Here is a 23,557-nt window from a genome sequence, read left to right as displayed (position 1 = left end):
AGGTCCAACAGCACCCTCACATTCAAACGGCCACTTCAATTACTTGTCCGGTCGTTATCAACACCACAAGCGCTCTCCTGGCATGCAATAGCTTGCAATAGTCGCGCATCTGCTGACGGTAATGATCGAGTGTTGCAGTATCGGGCGTAACGTCGCTCTTCCAGTCAATGACCACGTCAATGGCGCCTTGTTCATCGAGGGCGACGGCGTCGGCAACGCCTGAGATTAGCGTCTCGCCATCAACGGTGACAGAGCTTCCGAACACCGGTAATTCTGCGACTAGTCGATGACGCAGGTCCTTTATCTCCGGCAGCGCGAGCGCCCTCAAAACCGTGGCGGATAGTTCGGCGGGTGAGATAGCCCCCTGTGCACCTTGCGCGACCTCAGTTCCGATTTGCTTCAGCAATTCTTCGGCCCGAACTTCGATCTCCTCGGATGTTTCCTGTGTCTCTCCCATCAGTATTTCCTCGAGGAGCTTATGCAGGATGACGCCCCGGGTTGAGCTCCCGACGACCACTGACGGCGGAATTTCGACCGCTTCGGTCATCACTGCAGCTTCAACAGCGTTGGATTCTTGGAGATCTAGCTCTGCGCGACTTGGGCGGCGCCATGTCACGGTCTTCCTGTCGGCCACAATTTTCGCTGCCTCGGCAGCGAACATTTCGCGGGTCTGCAGATTTTCCCCGGATCTCGCCGACACTTCTCCCTGTGCTCCGAAAGCGGCCGCGTCCAAGGCCGGCAACTCTTCCATTCCGAGGTCGACGATGCGGGCCCAACTTTTTTCCGACAGCTTCGCAGAATGCCGCGGCAAGATCAGGAGGTCGCGTGCACGCGTCGTCGCGACGTACCAGAGCCGAACTCTCTCCCTCGTGGACTCGATGACGTTCTTTGCCTTTATGCCGTCGTAGTCTGGAGGATCGCTCCCCAGCACGGGGATGGAGAACAGATTGCTCGACCTGTCGTGAGCCAGGCCGCTCTCCGGCTGCGGGGTGCCCGTCATGTTCAGCGGGATGACGACGGACCATTCCAGCCCCTTTGCGGAATGCACCGTGATCAGCGAGACGGATTGTTCTTCGGCATCTGGACGACCTTCGACCTGGCGAACGGTGTCCTCCCATTTCGCCCTCATGTCCCTCGCGAAAGCACGCAGGCCGCGAATGTCATATGCCCGGGCTAGTTCGAGAAATAAGTCGACGTTCGCAACCGCCCGCTCCGTACCTTCCTTGAATCGCTGACGCAATTGAGGCCGAATGTGCAGAGCGGCAACAGCGTCAGAGAGGAGCGAATACGGCGTCGTCTTGCGGCCTTGGCCGCGAAGGAATGCGAGGATGCGTATGGCATTGCTCGCGGTTGCGTTGGCTATCTTGTCCGGATCCGTCCGGAGCGAAAGCATCGGCAGCCGATCGGGCTGCTTAGGATCGACCGGCAACTGTTCGACGATGTCGAGAAGTTCGGTCTCGGTCAGTCCGACAATCGGGCCTCGCAAGAACGCTCCAAGAGCCAGGCTGTCCCTCGCATCCGCCAAGGCGCAGGTAAGTGCGATGAGATCCTGGATTTCCTGGCGCCGGAAGAATCCCTTGCCTGCCTGTGTCGACACCGGGATGCCGAGGTCCTCGAGGGCTTCCTCGAACCGCCATAGATCTGTGCTGGCGGGTGCCAGGAGAGCAATATCGCCCAAATGGCACTTCCTAAGCTCGTTGGTGTGCTGATCACGCACCATCAGATTTCCCGCCAACCGGCCACAGAGGTCCGCGACCGCCATCGCTTCGGAGTCTCTGATCGCACCGGCGCTCGGCTTCTCATCATCGATGGTCACGTCGAGCGCCACGACCGCGGGATCGGCGCCGGCAGGATGGATCGGCGACAGTTCAGAGAAGCCGGGTTGCCCGGCGCTCTCGGACAACACCTGTTCGAACTGCTTGTTCACGAACTTGAGGATCGGTTCGACCGAACGGAAATTCGCGGTGATCTTCAGCAGCGAATCTGGTGCGATCGCCGCCCGGGCCGCGATGTACGCGTTCACGTCGGCGCCACGAAAACGGTAGATAGCTTGCTTTGGATCGCCAACGAGAAACAGGGCGCCGGGCCGCAGCGGACGAGACAGCGGCTCGCCCGCGCCGTCATCGCCACAGAGGAACCATAAAATCTCGGTCTGAAGCGGATCGGTGTCTTGAAACTCGTCGACTAGGACATGCCTGAAGCGTTTGGAAAGCGCATTGCGAACTTCGGCGTTGTTGGCGAGAAGGTCTCGGGCCTTGTAGAGGAGATCGTCGAAATCCAGTAACGCGGCAGCCCTTTTGTATCCCCGCCAATCTTCTCGCAGTCGTGCCATCTCGTTGCAGAGACGAAGAAGAAGCTCTCGCGATACAGCGCCGATCAGGGTCGCAATCGCCTCATGGCAGGCATCATATCTGAGCACCATGGCTTCTGATGCCAGCTTTCCCGCTGCCTTGGGCTTGCCCGCCTTGGCCGCTGCCTGCTCCCACTTCCCGGATGCGCGGAGCAACCTTCTATTGCCACTTTCAATGAAGCATATCTCATGCCGGTGAAAGCCAAGCGCCGCGACAAGCGTTGCGTTGCTCGGATTCGGCACTGAGAGCCCGTGCCCCTGAAGTATCGCTGCAATATCTCCGAGCACTTTGCATTTTTCCGAGGTCTGCTCTTCCAGGAAGCCGTAGCTGGCCAGATCCTTTTGGAATTGGCCCACAGCGGCAGTCAGGTCGGCCAACCCCTGGTGCGACCAAGCTACCTGCGCGCAGGTGGCGTCGCGGTTATCCCGGAGAAATTCAGCGACCTCCGCAATGAACTTAAGTCCGCTGTTTACATCGGAAAGCACGATCTGAGCGACCAGACCATCGTTGTGTTCGCCGGAAAGCTGCGACCTGAGCCAGGCGTCGTAATGCTCCTGAAATGCGAGCTCGGCCTCCGCAGGATCCACGATGTCGGCGCCAGGATCGATATTCGCCTCTGCGGGATACGGTTTGATCAGCGCCTGCGCAAAACCGTGGATCGTGCCGCACATCAACTGGTCGAACGCGCCTAGCGCCTTCGAGAGATTCTCCCGTTGTGCTACATCCACACCGTCAGGAAATGCTTGACGCAAGTCCTTCGGGACCTCGCCGAGCGACAGTTGGGTGGTGAACCGCTCGATCCGTTGCCGGAGCTCGCTGGCCGCGAACTCCGTGAACGTGATGGCCGCGATATGCTTCGGCTCCGCACCGTTCGACAGCAGCACCGCGACGCGTCCCGCCATCACGGAAGTCTTGCCGGAGCCTGCTCCTGCCTCGACCAGCAGTGTACGGTCCACGGCGGTCAGCGCTGTCTTTCTCGCTTCGGTATCGGGAAGCACGGTCATGACTCGCTCCAGACGTTGGCGGCTGGTCCGAGGCGCGCCTGCGCGAGCGGCATCTTCCGGGGCAGATAGCCGGCGCTGGCTGGGAGCGCCAACGCAAGGTCGTTGTACGTATCCTTCGCGTCCGTGCCGATCGCCGCGAAACCCGACATCAACATGTCATGCGCAAGCGCCGCAGCCGCGGCCACCTTTGTCAGGGCCGCATCGACGTCATCCAGGGGATAGAGCCCCTCGCCTTCCGGCGCCTTCGGAAACAGAAGGGCGGAATCGATGGCTACGCCGCCGCCGATGAGCACCTTGACCGCAAAGGCGTAGAGGCACCTTTGCAATTCACTGCCGCCTTTGATCGTCGTCTCCGACATCTTCTTGTTCAACTTGCCGGTCTTGTAGTCGATCACGCGCGCGTTCTTCTGGTCCTCGGAGAGATCGAGGCGATCAATCAGGCCTTCGATCCTGAGCTTGGTGCCTGGCATCTCGACCGGCGCCTCGCGCTTCCACGGGAGATCCCGCACGCCGTCGTCATGGATATCGGGCTTGCCGAACGGGATCTCCGTCCATGTCCGCTGTCCCGGCAGATGGGGAAACGAATAGGAAAGCGCCGCCAGCGAGACCGAGCGCGCTCCGTCGATCGCATCCCGCCAGATCACATCGGGCGGAATTGGCAGTTGGCTCTCCCAATCCGAGGCGGCGGCGGCCAGGGCAGAATCGATGGCGGCGCTCAACTCCGCCCGGCCCGCGCCCGCCAATCCTCCTGCAGCTTCCAACTGGTCGACCGCGCCGCGGAGCGATGCGTGAACCAGATTGCCAAAGTGAAGCGGGCTGAACGACAGAGGTTCGTCGGCTTCTTCCGGAGCCCTCCAGCCGAGCGCGTAACGCCACACGAAACGTAACGGATCGCGCAGAAGCAGCTTCAAGGAAGTCGCCGACATCGGCCGTTCGAACAGCTTGCGCAGCCGTTCGTGTCCCGGTGCGATCAGTCCGTCATGAGGGGTTAAATCGTCGCGGTACCAATCCCGCCAACAACCGAGGCCGGACACCGCGATAGGCATGCCCGCGAATTCCTGGGTCCGGGCGAGCAGGCGGTCCGCCTCGCTAAAAGCATGCTCGGGAGTGCGTGCACGATCGAGGTGAAGGTCTTTTATCGCCGAAATCAACGGTGACCGCCCCAGCAACCGGCCTCCCACGTCGCGTCTGCTGAAGGACGTCACCACATTCGTGGCACTGGCGACGATCGTGGTGAAATCGCGCCTGTCGCCATCGGCCACGGGAAGCGGGTCCAGTCTCTCGATCGAAAGGACGTGATCCGGTATGAGCCGATCTTCCGATATGCGGCGTGGCCAACTGCCCGCGTTCAGGCCCAGAAGCCAGACGTTCGGCCGGGGCGACGACGCGAGCGCGATGGCCGAGGTCCACAGGACGTTCGATGCAGGTTCGACACCGTCGTCCACCCGCAATCTGCCCAATGTGACCGGAAGCGCCGCTGCCGGACCATCCAAGAGTGCCCTTCCCCATAGAGACTTCTGGGTGCCGGCGAGCAAAGTCTCTCCGACTTCCCCGGCGCGGTCCGCCCCTCCGGCGAGCAGGCGCAGCACGTCCATCACTTCCGCGGAACGGTTATGCCCATCTGGCCAATCCGACGGATCGACACGTTTGAACGCGCCCTCCCATCGCTTCAAAGTCGTCAGCGGCGCATCAGAAGGAACAAGACGAGACCATTCGCGTAACAACGCGTGAAGCGCCGGGGCGCCCTTTGCCAGCGAAAGATATCGCTTCAAACGTTCCTGGGAGATGCCTTTCAGCAGTATCTCGCCGAGTGCGGCGACCGCCTGTCCGTCGGCCACCGTCACGGCCTTTACGCCGTGCACGAAATGGACCGGAAGAGCGCTGTCGGAGGCTTGAGCAAACACGTGATCGTCATAGTCGCCCGGGCTTGAAGCGACGATCGCGATGTCCGATGCGGGCGTCCCTCCGGCCAGCAAGGAGCGCACCCACCGGAACGCCTCGATGACCTCGTGCTGCTGATTCGCGCAAGACCGCACAGCAACGGGGGCCCCCGAGGCCTTCGCCGTTTCGACGACGACCTTTGTCGCCGTCAGCCATGTCGGCACGTGACGCGCTCCCGCCACCCATTTCACCGGGACCACTTCGGCCAACAGCGTGAGGAATGGCCTCCAGCACGGCGACATCTCGCTATGGCCGTGAACCTCCACAGGACCGATCAAGGTCGTTGCGAGCTCAAGGCGCCGCGACGCCAAGTCGACCAGCTCTGAGGGCCTCCTCATAGAGGCGGGCAAGCGGCCCACGATCTCCTCCTCCAGGCGAGCCAATGCAGCTAGGCGGGGATGATCAAACTCGGCGAGCCAAACATCAGCGCGCCAGACTTTGTCGAGCGTGCCGGCGACCGCGCTCGGCATGCCCGGTAGACCCTTGATGGGCTCGAGTTCTCCCATGCTTACCGCGGGAAGCGCCTCACGCGCTGTCTCGAGCAGGACATCCGGATCAACCGGCCGCAGCACCCCGCCTGCCAGGCGGGCGACCAACTGACCCATGGTCAGAACTTGCACGCCATTTTCGCTTCGTCGAGCGAATTGGACGCGCAACATGTGGCCTGCCAAGTTCGTATGCACGACTACGCTTCGCCGCAACGCAGACATTGTCTCGCCCCCTGGCCACAAGCAAAGACTTGCAGCGTGTCCCCAAGCTCACTGGCCCGGTTAAGCCCCTTCTCTTTACAAAAGAAGGCGCGAATCATCACTACCTTTCGTTGTAGGTAATTCGTCTACCAGCGTCGAGCGGCGCTCGCTTGTTTCCAGATAGCCAGATGCATCGGTCGGATAGCGCCAGCGGCTGCGCCCAATATTCCAACCATCTCGTCGCAAGCAGCAACGCCCACGATTCGCACATCAGTTGTTATGGAAGAAGTCAGTCAGTGGCCGACCCAACCGATATTGTCTACTCATGGCTGCGGTCCCCGGCGTTACCGTAGGACGCGACCAGACTTACGCCTGGGGTTTCCGATAATAAGCTCGTCAATTTGCATACGCCCATACACAAGCGATGGCGCATGTGTCAGCTCTGCATCAAGCGAAACTTCCTGTTTCGGGTGGTCGGCATTCTTCAAGGGGTGACATCATTCTTCGTATTTCATTCCAAACAAAGTGTCAGCCAACGGCAGAAACATGCCAGCTATCACGACACGCGTCAGGCAGCGCGTCCTACGATATCCATAAGCTTTGCGTAGTCAGTCACGATATCGTACTTCACGCGAACCTCAGAAATCCTGCGACCAATCTCATCAAAGAACTTCCGCGCGCATGCGATTTTGATGTTCTCGATCTCACGTAATTTCATGGATGACATCGTGCCTTTCGTCTCAGCCACAAAATAGATGTGTTTGACGCTTCCTTGTTTGAAAGAAATCGCCCAATCGGGGTTGTAATCACCAACCGGCGTCGGGATCAGGAAACCGCGGGGCAGCTTCGCGTAGACCACCACTTCATTGCTGGTGTCGAGATCAGCGACAAAGCGCCTTTCGACATCGGAATCAGTTACCACATAATCATAAATGTGATTCTTGAGCTTGGCGCTTGCCTTCGAGAAATCTTGCCCGGTCTGATTGGCGGTGAAGATATCAACGTCATACCGCTCGGTCAGGCCGTTGTAGGCAAGGCGCTCGATCACCATTGTCGCCTTCTGCTCGGCGATGATCCGGGACGCCTCCGAGATGAAATGCTCGGGATTTTCCTTGAACTGACCGAACACGGCCGGTGCAATTCCTGTCAGGATTTCCGCTACTGTCGTGCGCGTAAGCTGCACAAGTTCGCCAATTTTTCCGATCAAGTCGTATTTCACAAGCGAATAGACGGAGCCGCCCCGCTCGGTCGCGGTGTTGGTGACTTGAAACCCGTCGCCAGACCTTAGCTGCTCATCGGCAACTTCGTCAGCCTGGATGCCCGTCTGAACCGTATATTGCAGCGGCGTCACCCTCAGTTGGCTGTCCAACGCGCCCACACACTTGCGGACAAGTTCGTCGGAATCGAACTCGACCCGGTAGACCGCCCTCTGGTTGATCCGCGACCACAGCGCCTGGAATTCCTTCTTGTCGAAATTGGCGTTTAGCGGATTGGTCTTTGGCTTGCGGCCGTCGTCAATCTTCGGCAACTGAGCGTCACTGAACACGCTTTCGATCAGCTGGAATACGTGGTCGGCGTATGGCTTCAGTTCGTCAGGCAACGTAGCGAGCGTTCCTGTCGCCTGGGCTTCATGGTACGCGCTGGCGATCTGATCGGAGTCATCGGTATAATCGTTCTTCACGAGATACCGATAGATTTGCTTGGCGAGAGCCGGACTGACTTCGACGGGGCCAGTGGCGGTGGCAAACGTCTTGCCCGTGAAAAAGGCCTCCGTCGCCTTTCGTGGCCTAGAGGAAAGCGTCTCAGCGATCTCCTTTTGCAGGCCGGCGACGAAGTCCTTGTAGCTCTCGCTGGCGACGACGGTCAGCACATTGATGTCGTGAACGATAGCCAGTTGATCCATGCGATCGCCGTTCTGATTGACCGACAACCGCAGGCCGCGGCCCACCTCCTGGCGACGCGAAATCATATTGTCGCTGTGCTTGAGCATGCACATGACGAAGACATTTGGATTATCCCAACCCTCGCGGAGCGCCGAGTGCGAAAAGATGAAACGCACTGGTTCGTCTTGCGACAGCAGGCGCTCCTTGTTCTTCAGAATCAGATCATAGGCGTCCGTATCGTCAGAGAGCCCCTTGTCCTCGCCAGTTTTCTTGATGTCGGGATCGACCAGACGCTTCTGCTTGTCGATCGCGAAATAGCCCTCATGGACCTTGGAGATCGGGTCGCGTTCAAGGAAGGCGCGATACTTCTCATTATCCAGCGCAAGTTCATCCAGATATTCCGCCTTGAGCAGTCCATATTCCTCTTCGAAGACGCGGGCGTACTCACCCTTTTCATCGGCCTGGCTGTAGTCCCGGTACTTCACCACCTCATCGATGAAGAACAGCGAGAGCACCTTGATGCCCTGCGCGAAAAGCTGCTTTTCCTTATCGAAATGTGCCTTGATCGTTTCACGGATCTGGATCCGTCGAATGTCACGCTCAGATACGTCGCCCGTCGCCTCACCAGCTTTCAGCACAATGCCATTGGTGAACTCGACGGTGTCGTTGTTGTAGTCGATCTGGGAGATAGTGAACCCGTCCCGGTATTGATCCAACTCCCCGGATTCTGTGAAAAGGTCGTCCCGGAACTCCAGCCGTTTGAGCTGGCGCTTGATTTCGCCAGACTTCAACCGCACCTCGAGCTCGAGCCGGGCGACGGGCGCTTTTTTGGAAATCTCTATTGCTTCAAGATAGAGGTAGGCATTCGTCCCTGCGAGGCCGCGGGTTTGAATGCCGCGCACCGCAATCTTCTTCACCAATTTCTGGTTATAGGCATCAAGGGCGTCGAGCCGATGGATGCGATTGTGCTGCGTCTTATGGGTCGCCGAATAGCGCAGGATCGCCAGCGGCTTGAATTTCGGCAAGGCCTCAATCGTCGCCCTGCCTTCCATCTTTTGAGGCTCGTCGAGGATCAAGATGGGGCGGTTCGACGCGATGACATCGATCGGACGGCGTGACTGGAAGTCATCCAGCTCATCGTAAATCCGTCGATTGTCCGCGCCCTTCGCGGCAAACGCCTGGATGTTGATGACCATAACATTGATGCCGGCGTCGGACGAAAAGCTTTCCAGCTCGTGGAGCCGCTTGGAATTGTAGATGAAAAATCGGGCCTTCTTGCCGTAGCTTTCAGTGAAATGGTCGGCCGTGATCTGAAGCGACTTATAGACGCCTTCGCGGATGGCGATGGACGGCACCATGATGATGAACTTGGACCAGCCATAGCGCTTGTTCATCTCGAAGATGGTCTTGATATAGCAATAAGTCTTGCCCGTACCGGTCTCCATTTCGACATCGAGATTGAATTTGCAGCCCGCGCTGACAACCAGCTTGTCAGACAGCGGCAGGTTCTGGCGCTTTTGCACATCGCGGACGGTGGCCAGCACCTGACCGTCAGCCAATTGGAGGTCAGCGTTCTTGAACCCTTCCTCAAGGGCGCTGGCTTGCGCTTTCCGGCCGGGATCGATCCGATAGCTTGTGCCGCTCACCAATGGCTGGCCGGCGAAGCAATCGACGACAGATTCCACCGCACTCGTCTGGTAAGACTGGACTTTGAATTTCAGCTTCATGTTCAGCCTCTCAAATCGACTTCACATCGGTGCTGGGCGACAGCTGCGTAAAAATCTGTTCAACATTGACCTTCACCGCGTCGGAGATAAAGCCATTGTCGCGGAAGACGACGCGCAAAGGTTGATGACCGGCCAGCACCTTGACAAGATCCTCAGTGACGCCGGTTTCAAAGCATGCGACGAGGGCGTTGTTATCCACGAAGAACACCGCCTTGCCCAACGCCGTCTCGCGACGGATGGGCAGCGTCAGGTCAACGCCCCAATCGACCAGAACTTGAAAAAGAAGATCTTCGGCGGTTCGATCAGCTTTGATGTTGTCAACTGCCGCAAGCAAGTCGCCCTGCTTGACCTCGTCAGGACGGTAGTAGACATCCTTCATATTCGAGGCGTCGATCTTCAACATCCGGAAACCTACATCCAAATTTGGACGATCCGCATTATCGCGTTTGATCTTGTCGCCAGCGCGACGGATGCGTTCTTTGCTCAACTCGGCAATCGTGGCGAACTCACCGTCCTTGATTGGTTCCGGAATTTGGATCAGAATAAAGCGGCGATTTCCCCCATCTGCCGCGTTCTGAGCAAATACAGCATGAGCTGTGGTTGCTGAGCCTGCGAAAAAATCCATAATAACGTCGTCCCCTTCAGACGCCATTTCGACCAGAGTTTGAATGGTCGTTTCATCCTTGGGGAAGTCAAAGTTCGACGAGCCTAGAAGTTTGCTTAGACGCTCTGACGCTGATCGCGTTGGCTGATAGAAAACGCTTTGCGGGGTGGCAGTGTCGGTTTCGTGAAGATAAAGGCGAAGCATGATGCTGTCTGACGAGATGAAGCTAATCCGACCCTGTCGAACAAGTTCGTCGAACTGGGTCTGATCGAAGCCCCAGCCACGTCCTTTGGTCAGTTTGATCGTCTCCCCGGTATCCGGGTTCTTGAGGTCAATTTTTCGCCCGCCAGGAGCAGTTGGGTTTTCTTCTTTGTATAGACCATTCTTATCGATGTAACGGTACCGCCGGTGGGCGTATGATGGCGTAGATTTATTTGCCTTGTACCAATTGGCCATGGCGTCTGACGCCGCATCATAGTTGTCGCCGAAATCTTTGTTTAATCGCGCGACTTCCCGCATGATCGGTTCAACGCCGACCTTTGCGATTGTCCATTCGCGTTTAGTTACATATCGGTTCTTTGCGTAAACAAGTATATATTCGTGATTTACGCCGATTTGGCGTGCATCATTTTTCCCGGCGCTTTCCCATATCATCTCGGCAATGAAATTATCTTCGCCGTATATTTCGTCGCAGACCTTGCGGAGATTGTGAACTTCACTGTCGTCAATAGAAATAAATATGACGCCATCGTCACGAAGCAGATTGCGCGCCAGACGGAGGCGCGGGTACATCATTGACAGCCAATTCGAATGAAAACGCCCATTCGACTCGGTGTTCGCGACGAGGCGCAGCCCTTCGTCATCGCGCTGACCCGAGCGAGCCTGAAAGTCGCTCGAATTCTCTGAAAAATTATCCTTGTAAATAAAATCACTGCCGGTGTTGTACGGTGGGTCAATATAAATCATTTTTACTTGGGCCAGGTAGGTTTCCTGAAGTATCTTTAGTACCTCTAGATTGTCACCTTCGATGAAAAGATTTCGAGTGTTTTCGAAATTTACACTTCCGTCACGCACTGGCCGAACAGTCTTGTTTATCGAGTTATTGGCGATCAATAGCGCCTCGCGCTTTCCAGGCCAGTTGAGCCGGAAACGTTCAGCCTCTGCCTCAACGACATGGTCGCTCAGTTCCTGCCGGAGTTGATCGAAGTCTACCGCAAGCCGAACTTTTCCAGTCTCATTCATGGCCTCGGTCACACAACCCGGAAATAGGTCTCGAACCTTGGCGATGTTGTCCTGCGTCAGATCCGGGGTGTGCATTTTGAGCTTATCCATCATCTCTTCCTTTTACTCGCTGGCGGTAGACTGGCGACTGTCCGCCTCGGCGAGCCGAGTTTGCTGAAGTTCGACCAACTGCTGCTTGGCCGCGCGTAGCTCGGAATTTATAGCCACACGCTTGTTGAACTGCTTTTCCCGGTCCAATCGCACTTTTATGCGCTCGATTTCGCGGATCTTGCCGCGGACGGCTTCCATGCGTGCAACCCGCGCCTGGATGTCCTCATCTGGAGCCGCCCGTTCCGGCATCAAGGCGGCGAGCAATTGCTCGTAGAGCGCACCGAGATTGAGGGATACGGGGAGCGATTGGCGAGGCGCCCCCTCGTCGACCCACTCGCTCTCGAAATATTCGCTCACCACCCATTTGGAGGAGTCCGCCTCGTTCGGCCGCTTGAATGCTGCAATCACCTTCTGTTTTCCCGACCAGCTCAGCTCGAAAATGAGGGGGAACGGAATGGCGCGGTCGATGGCGCGCAGCATGTCGAGGTCCAGATCCGCCCTACGCAGGCTAACGCTGAAAATCTGAATCTCTGAAACGGAGCGCGTCGCCGCGAGATTGATCGTCTCTGGCGCCAGCTTGTACTTCCAGACGATCTGATCGACTTGGGTAATGAAAAGGTCTTTCAGCGCGGCGCTCGCACCCGCGTGTTCATAAATCTTGCTCTTCGGGACAACACGACCGAAGGCGGCGCCCTTGGGGTAGTCGAAGAAAGCTGCCATCCCGTCGCTCACTCGATCACAAGGAATGCGATTAGCTCAAAATCATCGAGGCCGGCGATGGTGTGAACCAAGGCCGACGTCCGACCGCCACTGAACAGACTGTCGAGGTCCTTCTCTTCTTTTACGTCAATCATCGACCGGATCGCCGCACTCAGCAGGTTGGAGCATTGCTCCATCTTGCGACCGTCCTGCGTCCTCTCGTTGAACAGACGACACACTTCCTGAACGGGATTGGGGCGCCCCTTGCAGCTTGAACGGATTAGGTCAAGCAACCGTTTGACCTCGGTGTGGTCAACCACGATCTGGCCATCGTTGCCGACATAAACGAGATAATAGGGATGTAGGCGGTTCTGCTGATTAATGTTCACACTGTCGTGAATGTTTTTAAGTGCGAAAACCACGCCGGACACCAGACCCACGGACGGGTTCGCTGGAACCACGGCATGCATGCCGCTCGGCAGTTTATCCAGCTCACCATTGGTTTTAATGTAGTTCAATAAATCCATCCGAAAATCGTTGAGACCGAGATCCGTGATCGAAATACCCGTCCGCACATCCTCCAGCTCAATCACCTCCTCCTTGAGGCGTTGAAGCTGCTCCTTGCGATAAGCAATATCGCTGCTCTTGGCCGTGAGCACGTTATCATCGCCAGTCGCCGTGACGTCCGCGATCATCATCCGATTTTCGACGCGCTCTTTGAGATTAATATATTCATCGAGCGAGATGTCTGGCCAATAGTTGACAAGCTGAATCTGGCCGTTCAATGAACCAATGCGGTCGATACGTCCGAAGCGCTGGATAATGCGCACTGGATTCCAGTGAATGTCGTAGTTGACGAGATAGTCGCAGTCCTGAAGATTTTGGCCTTCCGAAATACAATCGGTGCCAATTAGGATATCGAGCTCTGCAGGCTCCTCCGGCAGGATCAGGTGCTTCTCCTTGGACCTTGGAGAGAAGAGCGTGAGAACCGACTGAAAATCATAGCTCTTCTTCAACGTCGTCTTTGGCGACTCCGAGCCCGTCACCTTCCCGGTATGAATGCCGTTCGAATGCAGAAAGGCCTGCGCAAGATTAGCATAGAGGTAGTTGGCTGTGTCGGCGAAGGCCGTAAATATGATGACCTTCCGGTTTCCCGGATTAAGCGGCTCGGCCAGTTTGTCGGAAATGATGCTCTTCAGATGCTGCAGTTTCGCATCGTCCTTAGGGCCAACCAATTCCATTGAGGCAGTCAGCTCGCGGATCAGAAACAGATCCGCTTCCAGATCGTGCTTCCAGGACGGAACGTCCATGTCCGACAAGCTTATCTGCACCTTCTTGCCGACGGTGAACTCATCAACACTGCCCAGATCATCATCCTCCTCGTCCGAGGAAACATCCGTCAGATAGTCGCTGACGGTCTGAGTTCCACCGGATCGCTCAAATTCGATGATGGCCTTCAACGTCCGGGTAATATTGCCGCTAAGCGCTTGCAGGGTGAGCCGAAATGCTTCGACCGAACTCTCCAGTCGCTTCAGAAGGTTCGTGGTCATAAGCGCCTGCAGGCTCCGCTCGCGATCGACCTGGCGCAGCTTGCCTCGCCCACCCTCCACCTGGGTGTCGTAAATCTCTTCATATTTCCGCAGGCGGCTCGGCAAGATGTAACCGATGGGAGCGTATACGGCGAGCTTTAGCATCGAGAGGCGACCGAAAATATCGTTGAGCCCGAGCACGTCGGCACGGTGGGTAATCGGGCATTGATATGACAGCGGCTTGCGGCGCTGCGGGAACTTTCCGATGTCCTTGGTATCGTAAAAGGTCTCGATGTGCTTGCGTGACCTGGCGATCGTCACCGCATCGAGCAGTTCGAAGAAGTCGAAATCGAGTGCTTTGAGGATCGCCGATGCCGTGCGTTCTTCAGACGGCAGGTCGGTCCAAGCGTTGAACGCCTTTTGGGCGCGCCGGAAAATCTCCTCAACACCAGTCTTTGCCTTCAAATTCTGGCTGAGGGTGTCCGACTCCCCCTCGTAGGCAAGGGCCAGCTGATTGCGTAGATCGTTGAAGCGATTGTTGACCGGCGTTGCCGACAGCATGAGAACCTTGGTCTTCACCCCTTCACGAATGACTTTGTTCATCAACTTTTGATAGCGGGTCTCCCGATCCTTATAGATATCGTTGTTCCGGAAATTATGGGACTCGTCGATGACAACGAGATCATAATTGCCCCAGTTGACCCGGTTCAGCGGAATGCCAAAGGATTCACCCGATGTGCGTGACAGGTCGGTATGGCAAAGGACGTCATAATTTAGCCGATCCTTCGCGAAGATGTTGGTCTTGAGGTTGGTGTTGTAGTTGCGCCAATTGTCCGCCAGCTTCTTGGGGCAAAGCACCAGCACAGTCCGATTTCGAAGCTCATAGTATTTTACGACAGCTAATGCAGTGAAGGTTTTACCAAGCCCAACACTGTCAGCCAGGATGCAGCCATTATGCGTTTCCAGCTTATTGATGATGCCAGTTACTGCATCACGCTGGTAATTGAACAATTTATTCCAGACCTGGCTGTCCTTGTACCCTGTTAGATCATTCGGCAATGCATCTTGATCGAGGTCTTCCAGAAAGTCCTGGAAGACGTTGTACAAGATCTGGAAGTACAGGCGCTCCGGCGAGTTCTCCTGATAGACAGACTCGATATGGTCACAGATCGACGCAGTGACGTCCTGCACCTTTTCAGCGTCATTCCATATCTGATTAAAAAGCTGAAGATAGATATCGGTGTGACTGGGTTCGTCGACACGCGTAACAAAGTTCGATACCGCGCTACCCTTTTGATAGCCGAGGTCAACCGCAGTGAAGCCACTGATCGGCAAATATGCGGCTCCTCGGCCTTCAGCCGCGACATGCATGAATTGCTGCATTGGAGAATTTGTCGAATTTGACTTGAAGCGAGCCTTCTTGCGAATCCAGTCCGCGCACTCCCGGGCGACCGCCCGCTGTGTCAGCTTGTTGCGTAACTGTACCTCGAACTCCGTCCCGTAAAGTTTGCTCTCTCCTCGCGATTTCGGAATGAAAAATTCGCGCCGTTCCTTCCGAAGACGGTCGGTCACTTCCGTCGGAATGAACGTCGGCGAGGTAAAAATGAACTGCATACTTTCCACTTTGGAAAGTTCTGATTTCAGAACCTCAAACGCATAGATCGAGAAGCAGGATGCCGCGACCTTCAATCGAGAGCCCCGAACAAGCGTGTTTTTCAGATCGTCGCCGAACAATTGCGACGTGTTGTCGATAACTTTCATCCGAGCCCCGTCCACTTAAATAAGCGACCGACTTGTGCTGCGGCAGTTTGGCACCGTGCATCGGTCGGTTACGATCTACTTCGCCACCGGCAACGAAGCCCGCAAGCTCATTGGTTACCGGTGCTGCAAAACACAAAATATGGTTCGGGTAAGCAAAAGCTCGACCGAACGGCGAATGCCTCGGAACCGAGATCGTCGCAGCGCTCTGATTGTCCGTATGCTTTAGAAAATGCATGCTTTTCCTGACAACATCGGAAGATATGCCCAAACGCACTTAAAGTTGCAACGGTTTTGCCTGGCGCGCCACCAGCATTTTCTGGCCATGCCATTGATTATCCCTGAGGCATCGATTCGAATCGACGCGATTGACATCGCTCCAGCGATAATCACAAGGCGGCAACCAAGCAACGTCCCGCCTTTTTTGATCTAGTTCGTCAGTTCGACCAATAGGTCGATACTCTTTAATTCACTGACCTCACAGCTCGACCACGTGCGCATTGCGGTTGGCAAAACGATTTTACGGTATTCACCTGTCGCGACCTGGCCGAGCATAAACTCGCATCAACATTGGAAGGCAAGTCCTCACCGAGGCAGTAAGGCGCTCCGCTCCTATGCGTCAATCTTGATCGGATTTGCCGCGTTACCGCGAAACGACGCGATGGTTCAACATGCAACTGTGACGGCGCTCTTCACAAGATTCTGCGGGGGGTTAACGGTTAGAAGCAACAAATCCACGTCCGGCCCAGAGTTGTAAGATTTATACAAACGACCGCAGGCATTTTAGACGCGGAATAGGCGAGTTCGACCAGCCGGGCAGTATGTCCGGGCATTTCAAACGTCAGAACAATGTGGCTTTCCCTATTTAATTCCAACTTTTTACGCGTGAAGCACCCTAACCGGTCCGGCCTCCCAAAGGGCCAGACATTTCGCCCCCCCCCGAGGGGCACGACTGCGCTTCGGGCTAGCTATGGGCGCGACGCGCTTCAAGCTCGGATAGCGTGCACCCAGCATAGCTCTGCGGTTCGCAGTCCAGCTCCCAGAAAATGGCACAGACTCAATCCGCGCCTTGAGCTCGCCAAAGGCCGGTGACAGGCTCAATGTTCGGCAAAACCCGCCCCGCCAGTCCGCCACCCACCCAAGCCGTTGAGGATCGCATGACAGCTATCGATGCCATCTGCGCTCCGCGTAAGTTAAAGCCGATCACGCGCGAGCGGATAGAGCGTGCACAACTTGCGCTCGCCGGAATCATTTCACGCCGCGATAACGAAACGGCGCGGCGTCTAAAACCGCTTTGGGATCGATTTGAGGCCGAGTTGGCGAGCTTTGACGAAGTGGAGAGTCTTCGAGCCAAGGCCGAACGATTGCTTGCATCTCGGACATGACTCTAGATTTAGCCCTAAAACAACGCGGCTTCGGACATTTAGCCCTAGCAGCGTGCCAGGGCTAAATAGAACGGGCGACAGCTCTTCTCCGCCAGCGATGCGATCCAGTTAGGATAGAGCATAATCGAAAGTCCATGGGACAATCGCCATAACCGTCGGGCGCACCATTTAGCCCTAGCAGGCTGCGAGGGCCAATGAGCAGAAAGCCAATCGCGTATTATGATCCGATCCACTGCGCAGCGCGCAAGCGCTAAGGGTCGCGTAGCAATGGGATGAGGCTGGATAGTTCTTTCATCAGAAAGGTTAATCCAGAACCGCGTCGCTGCATCTCGGCTCCTGTCGCGCGCTCCAGCAATTGAGGACTCACAGCCTCAACGATTCGACCATACACCGACGCGTCATGGCCAAATTGGATTATGAGATCTTCATTCCAACGCTTCTCGGCAGCCGATCTAGCTGCCTCGACGGATAGCGTCGTTGCATCCCACTGCTTACGCGGCGCCGAAGCGACTGTGACACCAGTGTAAGACCTACTCGACTGGCCTACCTGCGCTGGGCTTGGTTGAACTTTTACGGAGGTTAGTAGAATCGAGTTGCTGGGATTGGTTTGGTAGACAGGTTCGTCACTGGTTAGCGGACAGTTTTGACCAGAGCTTGGTGCCAACTTTTGTTGACCGGTTCTTCGGGAGCAAGCGACGCGCCGCTTCTTCCAAACCTCTTCGAGCTCACGGTATAGGCGCCAGTTTGGACAATAGCTGTTGCAATTGTAGTACCCACCATGCCTGGCGATCTTGAACAGGCGCGTTCCGGTCAGTTTGGAAATCGAACGGCTTACCGTTCGAGGGGTGATGTTCACCAACTTGCTTAGCGTTTCTCGTGACGGGTCACAGCGACCCGTGCGCCTGTTATAGTGGTCAAGAATGGCGAAAGCGACCTGCTTGTCAGAACCGCTAAGCTGTTCTGAAAGCCCAATCGCTTTCATTGCAAACATTATGTCGTATTTTTCCGGTGGCATTTGACGATCCGAATTTGAGGCAACGAGGGCCTGCTAAAGTCGGATTACGCTAAGAGCAGCGGGTCATGACCGTCACGGTGGTGTACCCGGATTAATTTAAGGGTCCACTCCCTCGGAATCCTGTGAAGCAGTTGCAGTTGCATCTGGAAGCTTCAACACACCATTCGGCCCGAGCCGTTCTTTGATAAATTCATACAGGCTCGATTCCCCTTTATCAGATCCCGTCGCATATAGATGGATGTCACTGACAAAGCGGTGGAATGCGCCATTCTCGGTCTTTCGCGCGGCTTCGGGCTTGAAATAGTCGTAGATATGATAAGCCCCCAGCACGAGCTTCTCGGTCGGCGTTCCGTACCATTGCGTGACAATGTTTGTGCTGCCTCCGACGTCATCGATTGGAAACGGCGCGTTGAGCTCTCGCCATTCTTCAAACTGGTCAGCCATTAGGTTGGCATAATTGCCAAGAGCGGTTAGCTGGGCGACCAAAGGTCCGTCCCCCGTTAAGATCGTCGATGGTGTCGGCAGATCCTGCGTCTTGGCGTGCAATTGCAATAGCCGCACATCCAGCTGACCAGGAGACGGCTGGCGAGATTTGGAAAGCCAATCTCGCGAATAATCATCTAGTCCGCTCAGGGTCGCAGCCAACTGGCGGGATTGTCGTGCAACCTCTTGGAGATTTCGGGTGATATGTGCAGCCCGCGGCGCACCTTTTGCCATGTAGCGGAGGGCGTTGCATTGCTCTGCGAGCTTCTGGACACGCGATTCCGCACATCGCTCGCACCGACACACCTCATCTTCGAGATGCGTGTCGACAAAAGGGCCCAGGGCATCCTTGGCACGCGACATTGCCTCCGGAGGTCCGGCCGGACGCAGCTTGTGCTCTGGGACTTTGATCGACCAAGGCGTTGATTTTGTCATCTCAGGGAAACAACCATCTACATTGTCTGGGTGACCTCCTTGGACTTGGATGTCACCCTTCCGGATTGTCGGGGAATGATACAGCCCCGCAGAGCCGATTCGGCAGATACCAGCGAGAAATTAGGGGAAATCGGCGCCCTTCTGGCGGCCGCCCTTTTGCGTCTTCAAGACCGGAAGTCCAGTCAGAATTCAACAGCTTATCGAAATAATCCGCTCGACTTCGAGGCCGGGTCGGACGGTCATGTCGCCAAAACCCCCCGGGAATTGCGACCGTGACAGACACTGTTTTAAGCCAAATTACCGCGCTGAAAGACGCCTCCGCCGATGCCCTGCGCACTCGCTGGCGGGAACTGTTCGACAGCGAGCCTCCGCCCTACAACCGGCGCTTCCTGGAAAACCGGCTGGCCTACCGGATCCAAGAACTGGCCTATGGCGGGCTCAGCAAGGCCACCCTCGACCGGCTCCAGGCGATGGCCAAGCAGTACGAGAGCCAGACCGTCGCTGATCGCAAGAAGCGCCAGCCGATGCGGCCGATCGCAGGCACCAAGCTGATCCGCGAATGGCAGGGCATCGAGCACTGCGTCACGGTCCGACCCAACGACTTCGAGTATCTCGGCCGCCCATTCAAGTCGCTGTCCTCGATCGCCAATGAGATCACGGGCACCAAATGGAACGGCTGGGTCTTCTTCGGCCTCAAGAGCCAATAGGGACGGCCATGCTCAAGACCAGCCGGGCGAAAGCGCCACGCAGGACCGCTGAGACGTTCGCCGCATACGCGACCGACCGCGGCAAGATCACGCGGAAGCTTCGCTGCGCCATCTATACGCGCAAATCGAGCGAGGAAGGTCTGGACATGGATTTCAACTCGCTCGACGCGCAGCGGGAGTCCTGCGAGGCATATATCTCGAGCCAGAAGGCCGAGGGTTGGCTGGCGGTTGCCGACGACTATGACGATGGCGGCTTTTCCGGAGGCACCTTGGAGCGCCCTGCCCTCAAACGCCTCCTGGCGGACGTCACCGCTCGCAAGATCGACGTGATCGTCGTCTACAAGATCGACCGGCTTTCCCGTTCGATGCTCGACTTCCTCAATCTGGTCGAGCTGTTCGAACGGCATGGCGTGACATTTGTATCCGTCACCCAGTCGTTCAACACCAAAGATGCCATGGGCCGCATGGCGCTGAACATCCTGGTGACCTTTGCCCAGTTCGAACGTGAACTGATCGGGGAGCGCATCCGCGACAAAGTGGCGGCGTCTCGCAAGCGCGGCAAATGGATGGGTGGCTGGACGCCGCTCGGATATGAGGTCCGCGACCGGAAGCTCTGGATCCATGAAGCCGATGCCGAGCGCGTGCGCACCATTTTCCGCCGCTTCGTCCAGCTTAAGTCGGCGACGCTCCTGGCGCGCGAACTGATCGCGGCAGGTGAGCGGAACCGGTACGGCCATTTGCTTGACAAGGGCGTCTTATACAAGCTGCTGAACAATCGCGTCTATATCGGCGACGCCGTGCACAAGGGCACAGCGTACCCAGGCGAGCATGAGCCCATCATCGACAAGAAGCTTTGGGATGAGGCGCACGTAATCCTCAAAGGCAATGCGCGGACGCGGGCCGGTCAAGCCCGCGCACAGACGCCCGCTCTCCTCCGTGGCAAGCTGTTTGGCGCCGACGGCGCTGCAATGTCGCCGACGCACACGCGCAAGGCTGGAAAGATCTACCGCTACTATATGAGTCAGACCGCCATGAAGCGCGGGGGATCGGATTGCCCAGTCAGGCAAGTGCCCGCCGCCGAAATCGAGAAAATCGTAATCGATCAGATCCGCTCGCTGCTGCAAACACCGGAGGTCATCGTCCAGACATGGCGCGCCGCGCGCAAGTTACGGCACGATCTCACCGAGAATGATGTTCGTGATGCGCTAATAGCTTTTGACGAGCTATGGACCGAGCTATTCCCTGCAGAGCAGGCCCGCATCGTAGAGCTGCTCGTCGGCCGGATTGAATTGTATCCTGATCGGATCGACATGGAGCTGAAGGTCGAGGGCCTGACGTCACTTTGCAGCGAGCTTGGCGCCCCTATCACCATCCAACAGGCCGCAGAATGAACACCCCATCGGATATCGTCGCCGGACCAGTTGGCCTTCCTCAGCTCAGCCGCGACGGAAAAACCCTGATAGTCAGCATTCCAATAGCCCTGACGCGCCAAGGTGGACAGAAGCGCGTGGTCACGCCCGATGCCGAACCCTGGACCCGAGCTCGGCGTGTCGACAGCACGATCGTCAAAGCGCTAATCCGCGCTCATCGCTGGCGTCACATGCTCGAATCGCAGAAGTTTTCGACCGTGCGGGAGCTGGCCAAGGCCGAGAAGATCAATGAGTCCTACCTGTGCCGAACACTTAGGCTAACTCTGCTCTCGCCCGCACTAATCGAAGCTCTACTGGATGGTCGGCAATCCCAGAGCCTTTCTCTTTCTCAATTGCTCAAGGTTCTGCCGTCGATCTGGGACAAGCAAGAAGCCGCCTTAGCGGAATAGCGTGGTGTAACTGACGACGCGCACATCGAATGTTTTGGAATTCAACGGTTGGTAAATTGTCGACCCGCGGTTTTGACGTCTTGCAGCAGAAAGTCAGCAAAGCCGCTATGCCGGCCGAGCTAAACATCCCATAGACCGGAAATCGATCGGGATACCGGCGAACGATCAGAGCCCTCAACGCAACGTATTTGTGGGCAACCGTTACACCACCAGTTAGGGAGAACTCCTAGCCGTTTGAGGCCGAGCTTCTCCCGTGCCCTATCAAATACTCTTTGACAGCTTATGACCGAGATATCACCATGTTTGTGGTGAATTGAGATACGCGCGGCGGCATGCCCGCAGTCTCCTGTGCTGCCGAACGCGCGCTCACATCTTCAATCAATACATTGGTGCCTGAATGAGCGAACCCCAGATCGTATGCCCGAATTGCAGCCACGAGATCAAACTTACCGAATCGCTGGCCGCACCGCTGATTGAGGCGACACGCAAACAGTTCACTGTGCAGCTGGAGGCAAAAGACGCTGCCATCGCCAAGGAGAAGGAAGCGTTGCGCGCGCAGCAGGAGCAGCTCGCTCGTGATCGCGAGAACGTCGAAGACCAGGTCGCTGCCCGACTGACCGCGGAGCGGAGCCAGATTGTCGCGGCCGAAACCAAGAAAGCCCGTGAGGCTGCTGCCGCCGAGCTGTTGACCAAGACCAATGAGGTCTCGGAGCTGCAGCAGGTTCTGACCGCCAACAATGAAAAGCTGGCAGCCGCGCAGCAGCAGCAAGCCGAGCTTATCCGCAAAGAACGCGCGCTTGATGAGGAAAAGCGCGAAATGAATCTGACGATTGAGATGCGCATCCAGGCGTCTCTTGCTGAGGTTCACACCAAAGCCCGTCAGGAAGCTGAAGACGCACTGAAGTCGCAGGTATCGCAGAAGGACACTCAGATCGCTGCCATGAACCGTACGATCGAGGAGCTCAAGCGCAAGGCGGACCAAGGCTCGCAGCAAACTCAAGGCGAAGCGATGGAGCTTGAGCTCGAAACTTTGCTACGCAACAAGTTTCCGCTCGATCGCGTCGAACCGGTCGGCAAGGGCGAGTTTGGCGGGGACATCGTTCATCACGTCAGCGGAGCTACGGGACAGCCGGCTGGCGTGATCCTGTGGGAATTTAAGCGGACCAAAAACTGGAGTGATGGTTGGCTCGGGAAACTGCGCGAGGACCAGCGCAACGCCAAGGCCGACGTCGCGTTGATTGTCTCGCAGACACTGCCGAAGGACCTCGAGACTTTCGATCTGATTGATGGCGTATGGGTTGCCCATCCGCGATGTGCAATTCCCGTTGCCATTGCGCTTCGGCATTCCCTGATCGAGCTTTCCGGTGCCCGTACTTCACAGCTTGGTCAACAGAGCAAGATGGAGCTTGTTTATCAGTATCTCACCGGGCCCCGATTCCGGCAACGGCTGGAGGGCATCGTCGAGAAATTCGACGAGCTGAAGGAAGACCTGGATAAAGAGCGTAAATTCATGAACCGTGTTTGGGCAAAGCGTGAAGGACAGATCCAGGGCGTGCTGGATTCGACCGTCGGCATGTACGGCGACCTGCAGGGTATCGCCGGCAAAGCGCTTCCCGAGATTGCGAGCCTTGATACACCGTTACTGGAAGGAAGTGGTGGCGGACAATGAAGCCCGACGTCCCGAGCTGCCGGAGGTGGATGGGCCGCTGCCCTGTAGAGGCTGCGCTTGGACTTTGTCTTTCTTACCGCAATGAGCTGACGGGAAGGGGATCAACGTGGTGATCGCCGAAGGTCTATTTGTTTCAGGGAGGCCTGTTGCGTGAAGTCCGCCCTTGATGGTGCCGGCCGCATCGCTGCTGGCTTGGACAAATTGTTCGACACAACCGAGAAAGAACGCATCTCGCTATAGGAGGCGGCGCTCATCAGATATTTTCAGCCACCCTATAATTCCAAACGCAACGATAGCTTTCCCTCGACCAACATGGCGCTGCTTAAAGAATGCTACAGCAAGGACTTCTCCGCTGTGATTGCCGACGTCGGCTTCGATGAGCGACCTTATGAGCTGTTCAGCGCATCTGTTGATGCCGAAGCATCATCACTTCGCAACGCATAACTTGCAGAGCGCCGACGATCGCACGATTTTCTTTCTCGGCGTGTAGCTTTCGTTGACTGAGCCATGATGCCATGCTCTGCCGG

13 protein-coding genes are annotated in these 23,557 nt (G+C 56.7%); 5 read left to right on the top strand and 8 right to left on the bottom strand.

Features of this window, described 5'->3' with window-relative positions:
• Window positions 1-22 precede the first annotated feature (22 nt).
• The 6 genes from CIW50_RS03800 to CIW50_RS03775 form a co-directional block, all read right to left on the bottom strand.
• The gene (locus tag CIW50_RS03800; RefSeq protein ID WP_149529901.1) at window positions 23-3,355 is read right to left on the bottom strand and encodes a UvrD-helicase domain-containing protein; all 3,333 of its coding nucleotides are present in this window, start codon (window positions 3,353-3,355) and stop codon (window positions 23-25) included.
• Window positions 3,352-5,916, bottom strand: a complete 2,565-nt coding sequence (locus tag CIW50_RS03795) for a PD-(D/E)XK nuclease family protein (RefSeq protein WP_246664126.1) — start codon at window positions 5,914-5,916, stop codon at window positions 3,352-3,354. The genes CIW50_RS03800 and CIW50_RS03795 overlap by 4 nt, the downstream gene beginning before the upstream one ends.
• A 637-nt stretch (window positions 5,917-6,553) precedes the next feature.
• A complete protein-coding gene (locus CIW50_RS03790; protein WP_149529899.1) occupies window positions 6,554-9,595 on the bottom strand; it encodes a type III restriction-modification system endonuclease in 3,042 nt (1,013 codons plus the stop codon).
• A 10-nt stretch (window positions 9,596-9,605) separates the two neighbouring features.
• Complete coding sequence (locus tag CIW50_RS03785) at window positions 9,606-11,531, bottom strand: site-specific DNA-methyltransferase (RefSeq protein WP_149529898.1); 1,926 nt, start codon at window positions 11,529-11,531, stop codon at window positions 9,606-9,608.
• A 12-nt stretch (window positions 11,532-11,543) separates the two neighbouring features.
• Window positions 11,544-12,251, bottom strand: coding sequence for a DUF4391 domain-containing protein (locus CIW50_RS03780; RefSeq protein WP_149529897.1), 708 nt, complete (start codon window positions 12,249-12,251; stop codon window positions 11,544-11,546).
• Window positions 12,252-12,259: 8 nt separating this feature from the next.
• On the bottom strand, window positions 12,260-15,520 hold the full coding sequence (locus tag CIW50_RS03775) for a helicase-related protein (protein ID WP_149529896.1): 3,261 nt from the start codon (window positions 15,518-15,520) through the stop codon (window positions 12,260-12,262).
• Between the two features lie 1,154 nt (window positions 15,521-16,674).
• Between CIW50_RS03775 and CIW50_RS03770 the strand changes: the two genes are divergently transcribed.
• On the top strand, window positions 16,675-16,902 hold the full coding sequence (locus tag CIW50_RS03770) for a hypothetical protein (RefSeq protein ID WP_149529895.1): 228 nt from the start codon (window positions 16,675-16,677) through the stop codon (window positions 16,900-16,902).
• 250 nt (window positions 16,903-17,152) lie between these two features.
• Here the strand turns inward: CIW50_RS03770 and CIW50_RS03765 are convergent, their stop codons facing one another.
• Window positions 17,153-17,917 carry a helix-turn-helix domain-containing protein gene (locus tag CIW50_RS03765; protein ID WP_149529894.1) on the bottom strand — a complete coding sequence of 255 codons (765 nt, stop codon included), beginning with the start codon at window positions 17,915-17,917 and terminating at the stop codon, window positions 17,153-17,155.
• A 96-nt stretch (window positions 17,918-18,013) separates the two neighbouring features.
• Window positions 18,014-18,835, bottom strand: coding sequence for a hypothetical protein (locus CIW50_RS03760; protein ID WP_149529893.1), 822 nt, complete (start codon window positions 18,833-18,835; stop codon window positions 18,014-18,016).
• A gap of 272 nt (window positions 18,836-19,107) precedes the next feature.
• Here CIW50_RS03760 and CIW50_RS03755 point away from each other — a divergent pair, with 272 nt between their 5' ends.
• From CIW50_RS03755 to CIW50_RS03740, 4 genes are all read left to right on the top strand, one after another.
• Window positions 19,108-19,542 carry a DUF2924 domain-containing protein gene (locus tag CIW50_RS03755; protein WP_149529892.1) on the top strand — a complete coding sequence of 145 codons (435 nt, stop codon included), beginning with the start codon at window positions 19,108-19,110 and terminating at the stop codon, window positions 19,540-19,542.
• 8 nt (window positions 19,543-19,550) lie between these two features.
• The gene (locus tag CIW50_RS03750; protein WP_246664125.1) at window positions 19,551-20,933 is read left to right on the top strand and encodes a recombinase family protein; all 1,383 of its coding nucleotides are present in this window, start codon (window positions 19,551-19,553) and stop codon (window positions 20,931-20,933) included.
• The gene (locus tag CIW50_RS03745; protein ID WP_149529890.1) at window positions 20,930-21,361 is read left to right on the top strand and encodes a hypothetical protein; all 432 of its coding nucleotides are present in this window, start codon (window positions 20,930-20,932) and stop codon (window positions 21,359-21,361) included. Before CIW50_RS03750 ends, CIW50_RS03745 begins: the two co-directional genes overlap by 4 nt.
• Before the next feature lie 397 nt (window positions 21,362-21,758).
• Window positions 21,759-23,030 carry a DUF2130 domain-containing protein gene (locus CIW50_RS03740; RefSeq protein WP_149529889.1) on the top strand — a complete coding sequence of 424 codons (1,272 nt, stop codon included), beginning with the start codon at window positions 21,759-21,761 and terminating at the stop codon, window positions 23,028-23,030.
• Window positions 23,031-23,557 lie beyond the last annotated feature (527 nt).

Source organism: Tardiphaga sp. P9-11 (genome assembly GCF_008329525.1).
In the GTDB taxonomy this organism is placed as follows: Bacteria; Pseudomonadota; Alphaproteobacteria; order Rhizobiales; family Xanthobacteraceae; genus Tardiphaga.
The sequence above is the reverse complement of the archived record's forward strand: the minus strand, read 5'-3'. Positions and strand labels throughout refer to the sequence as shown.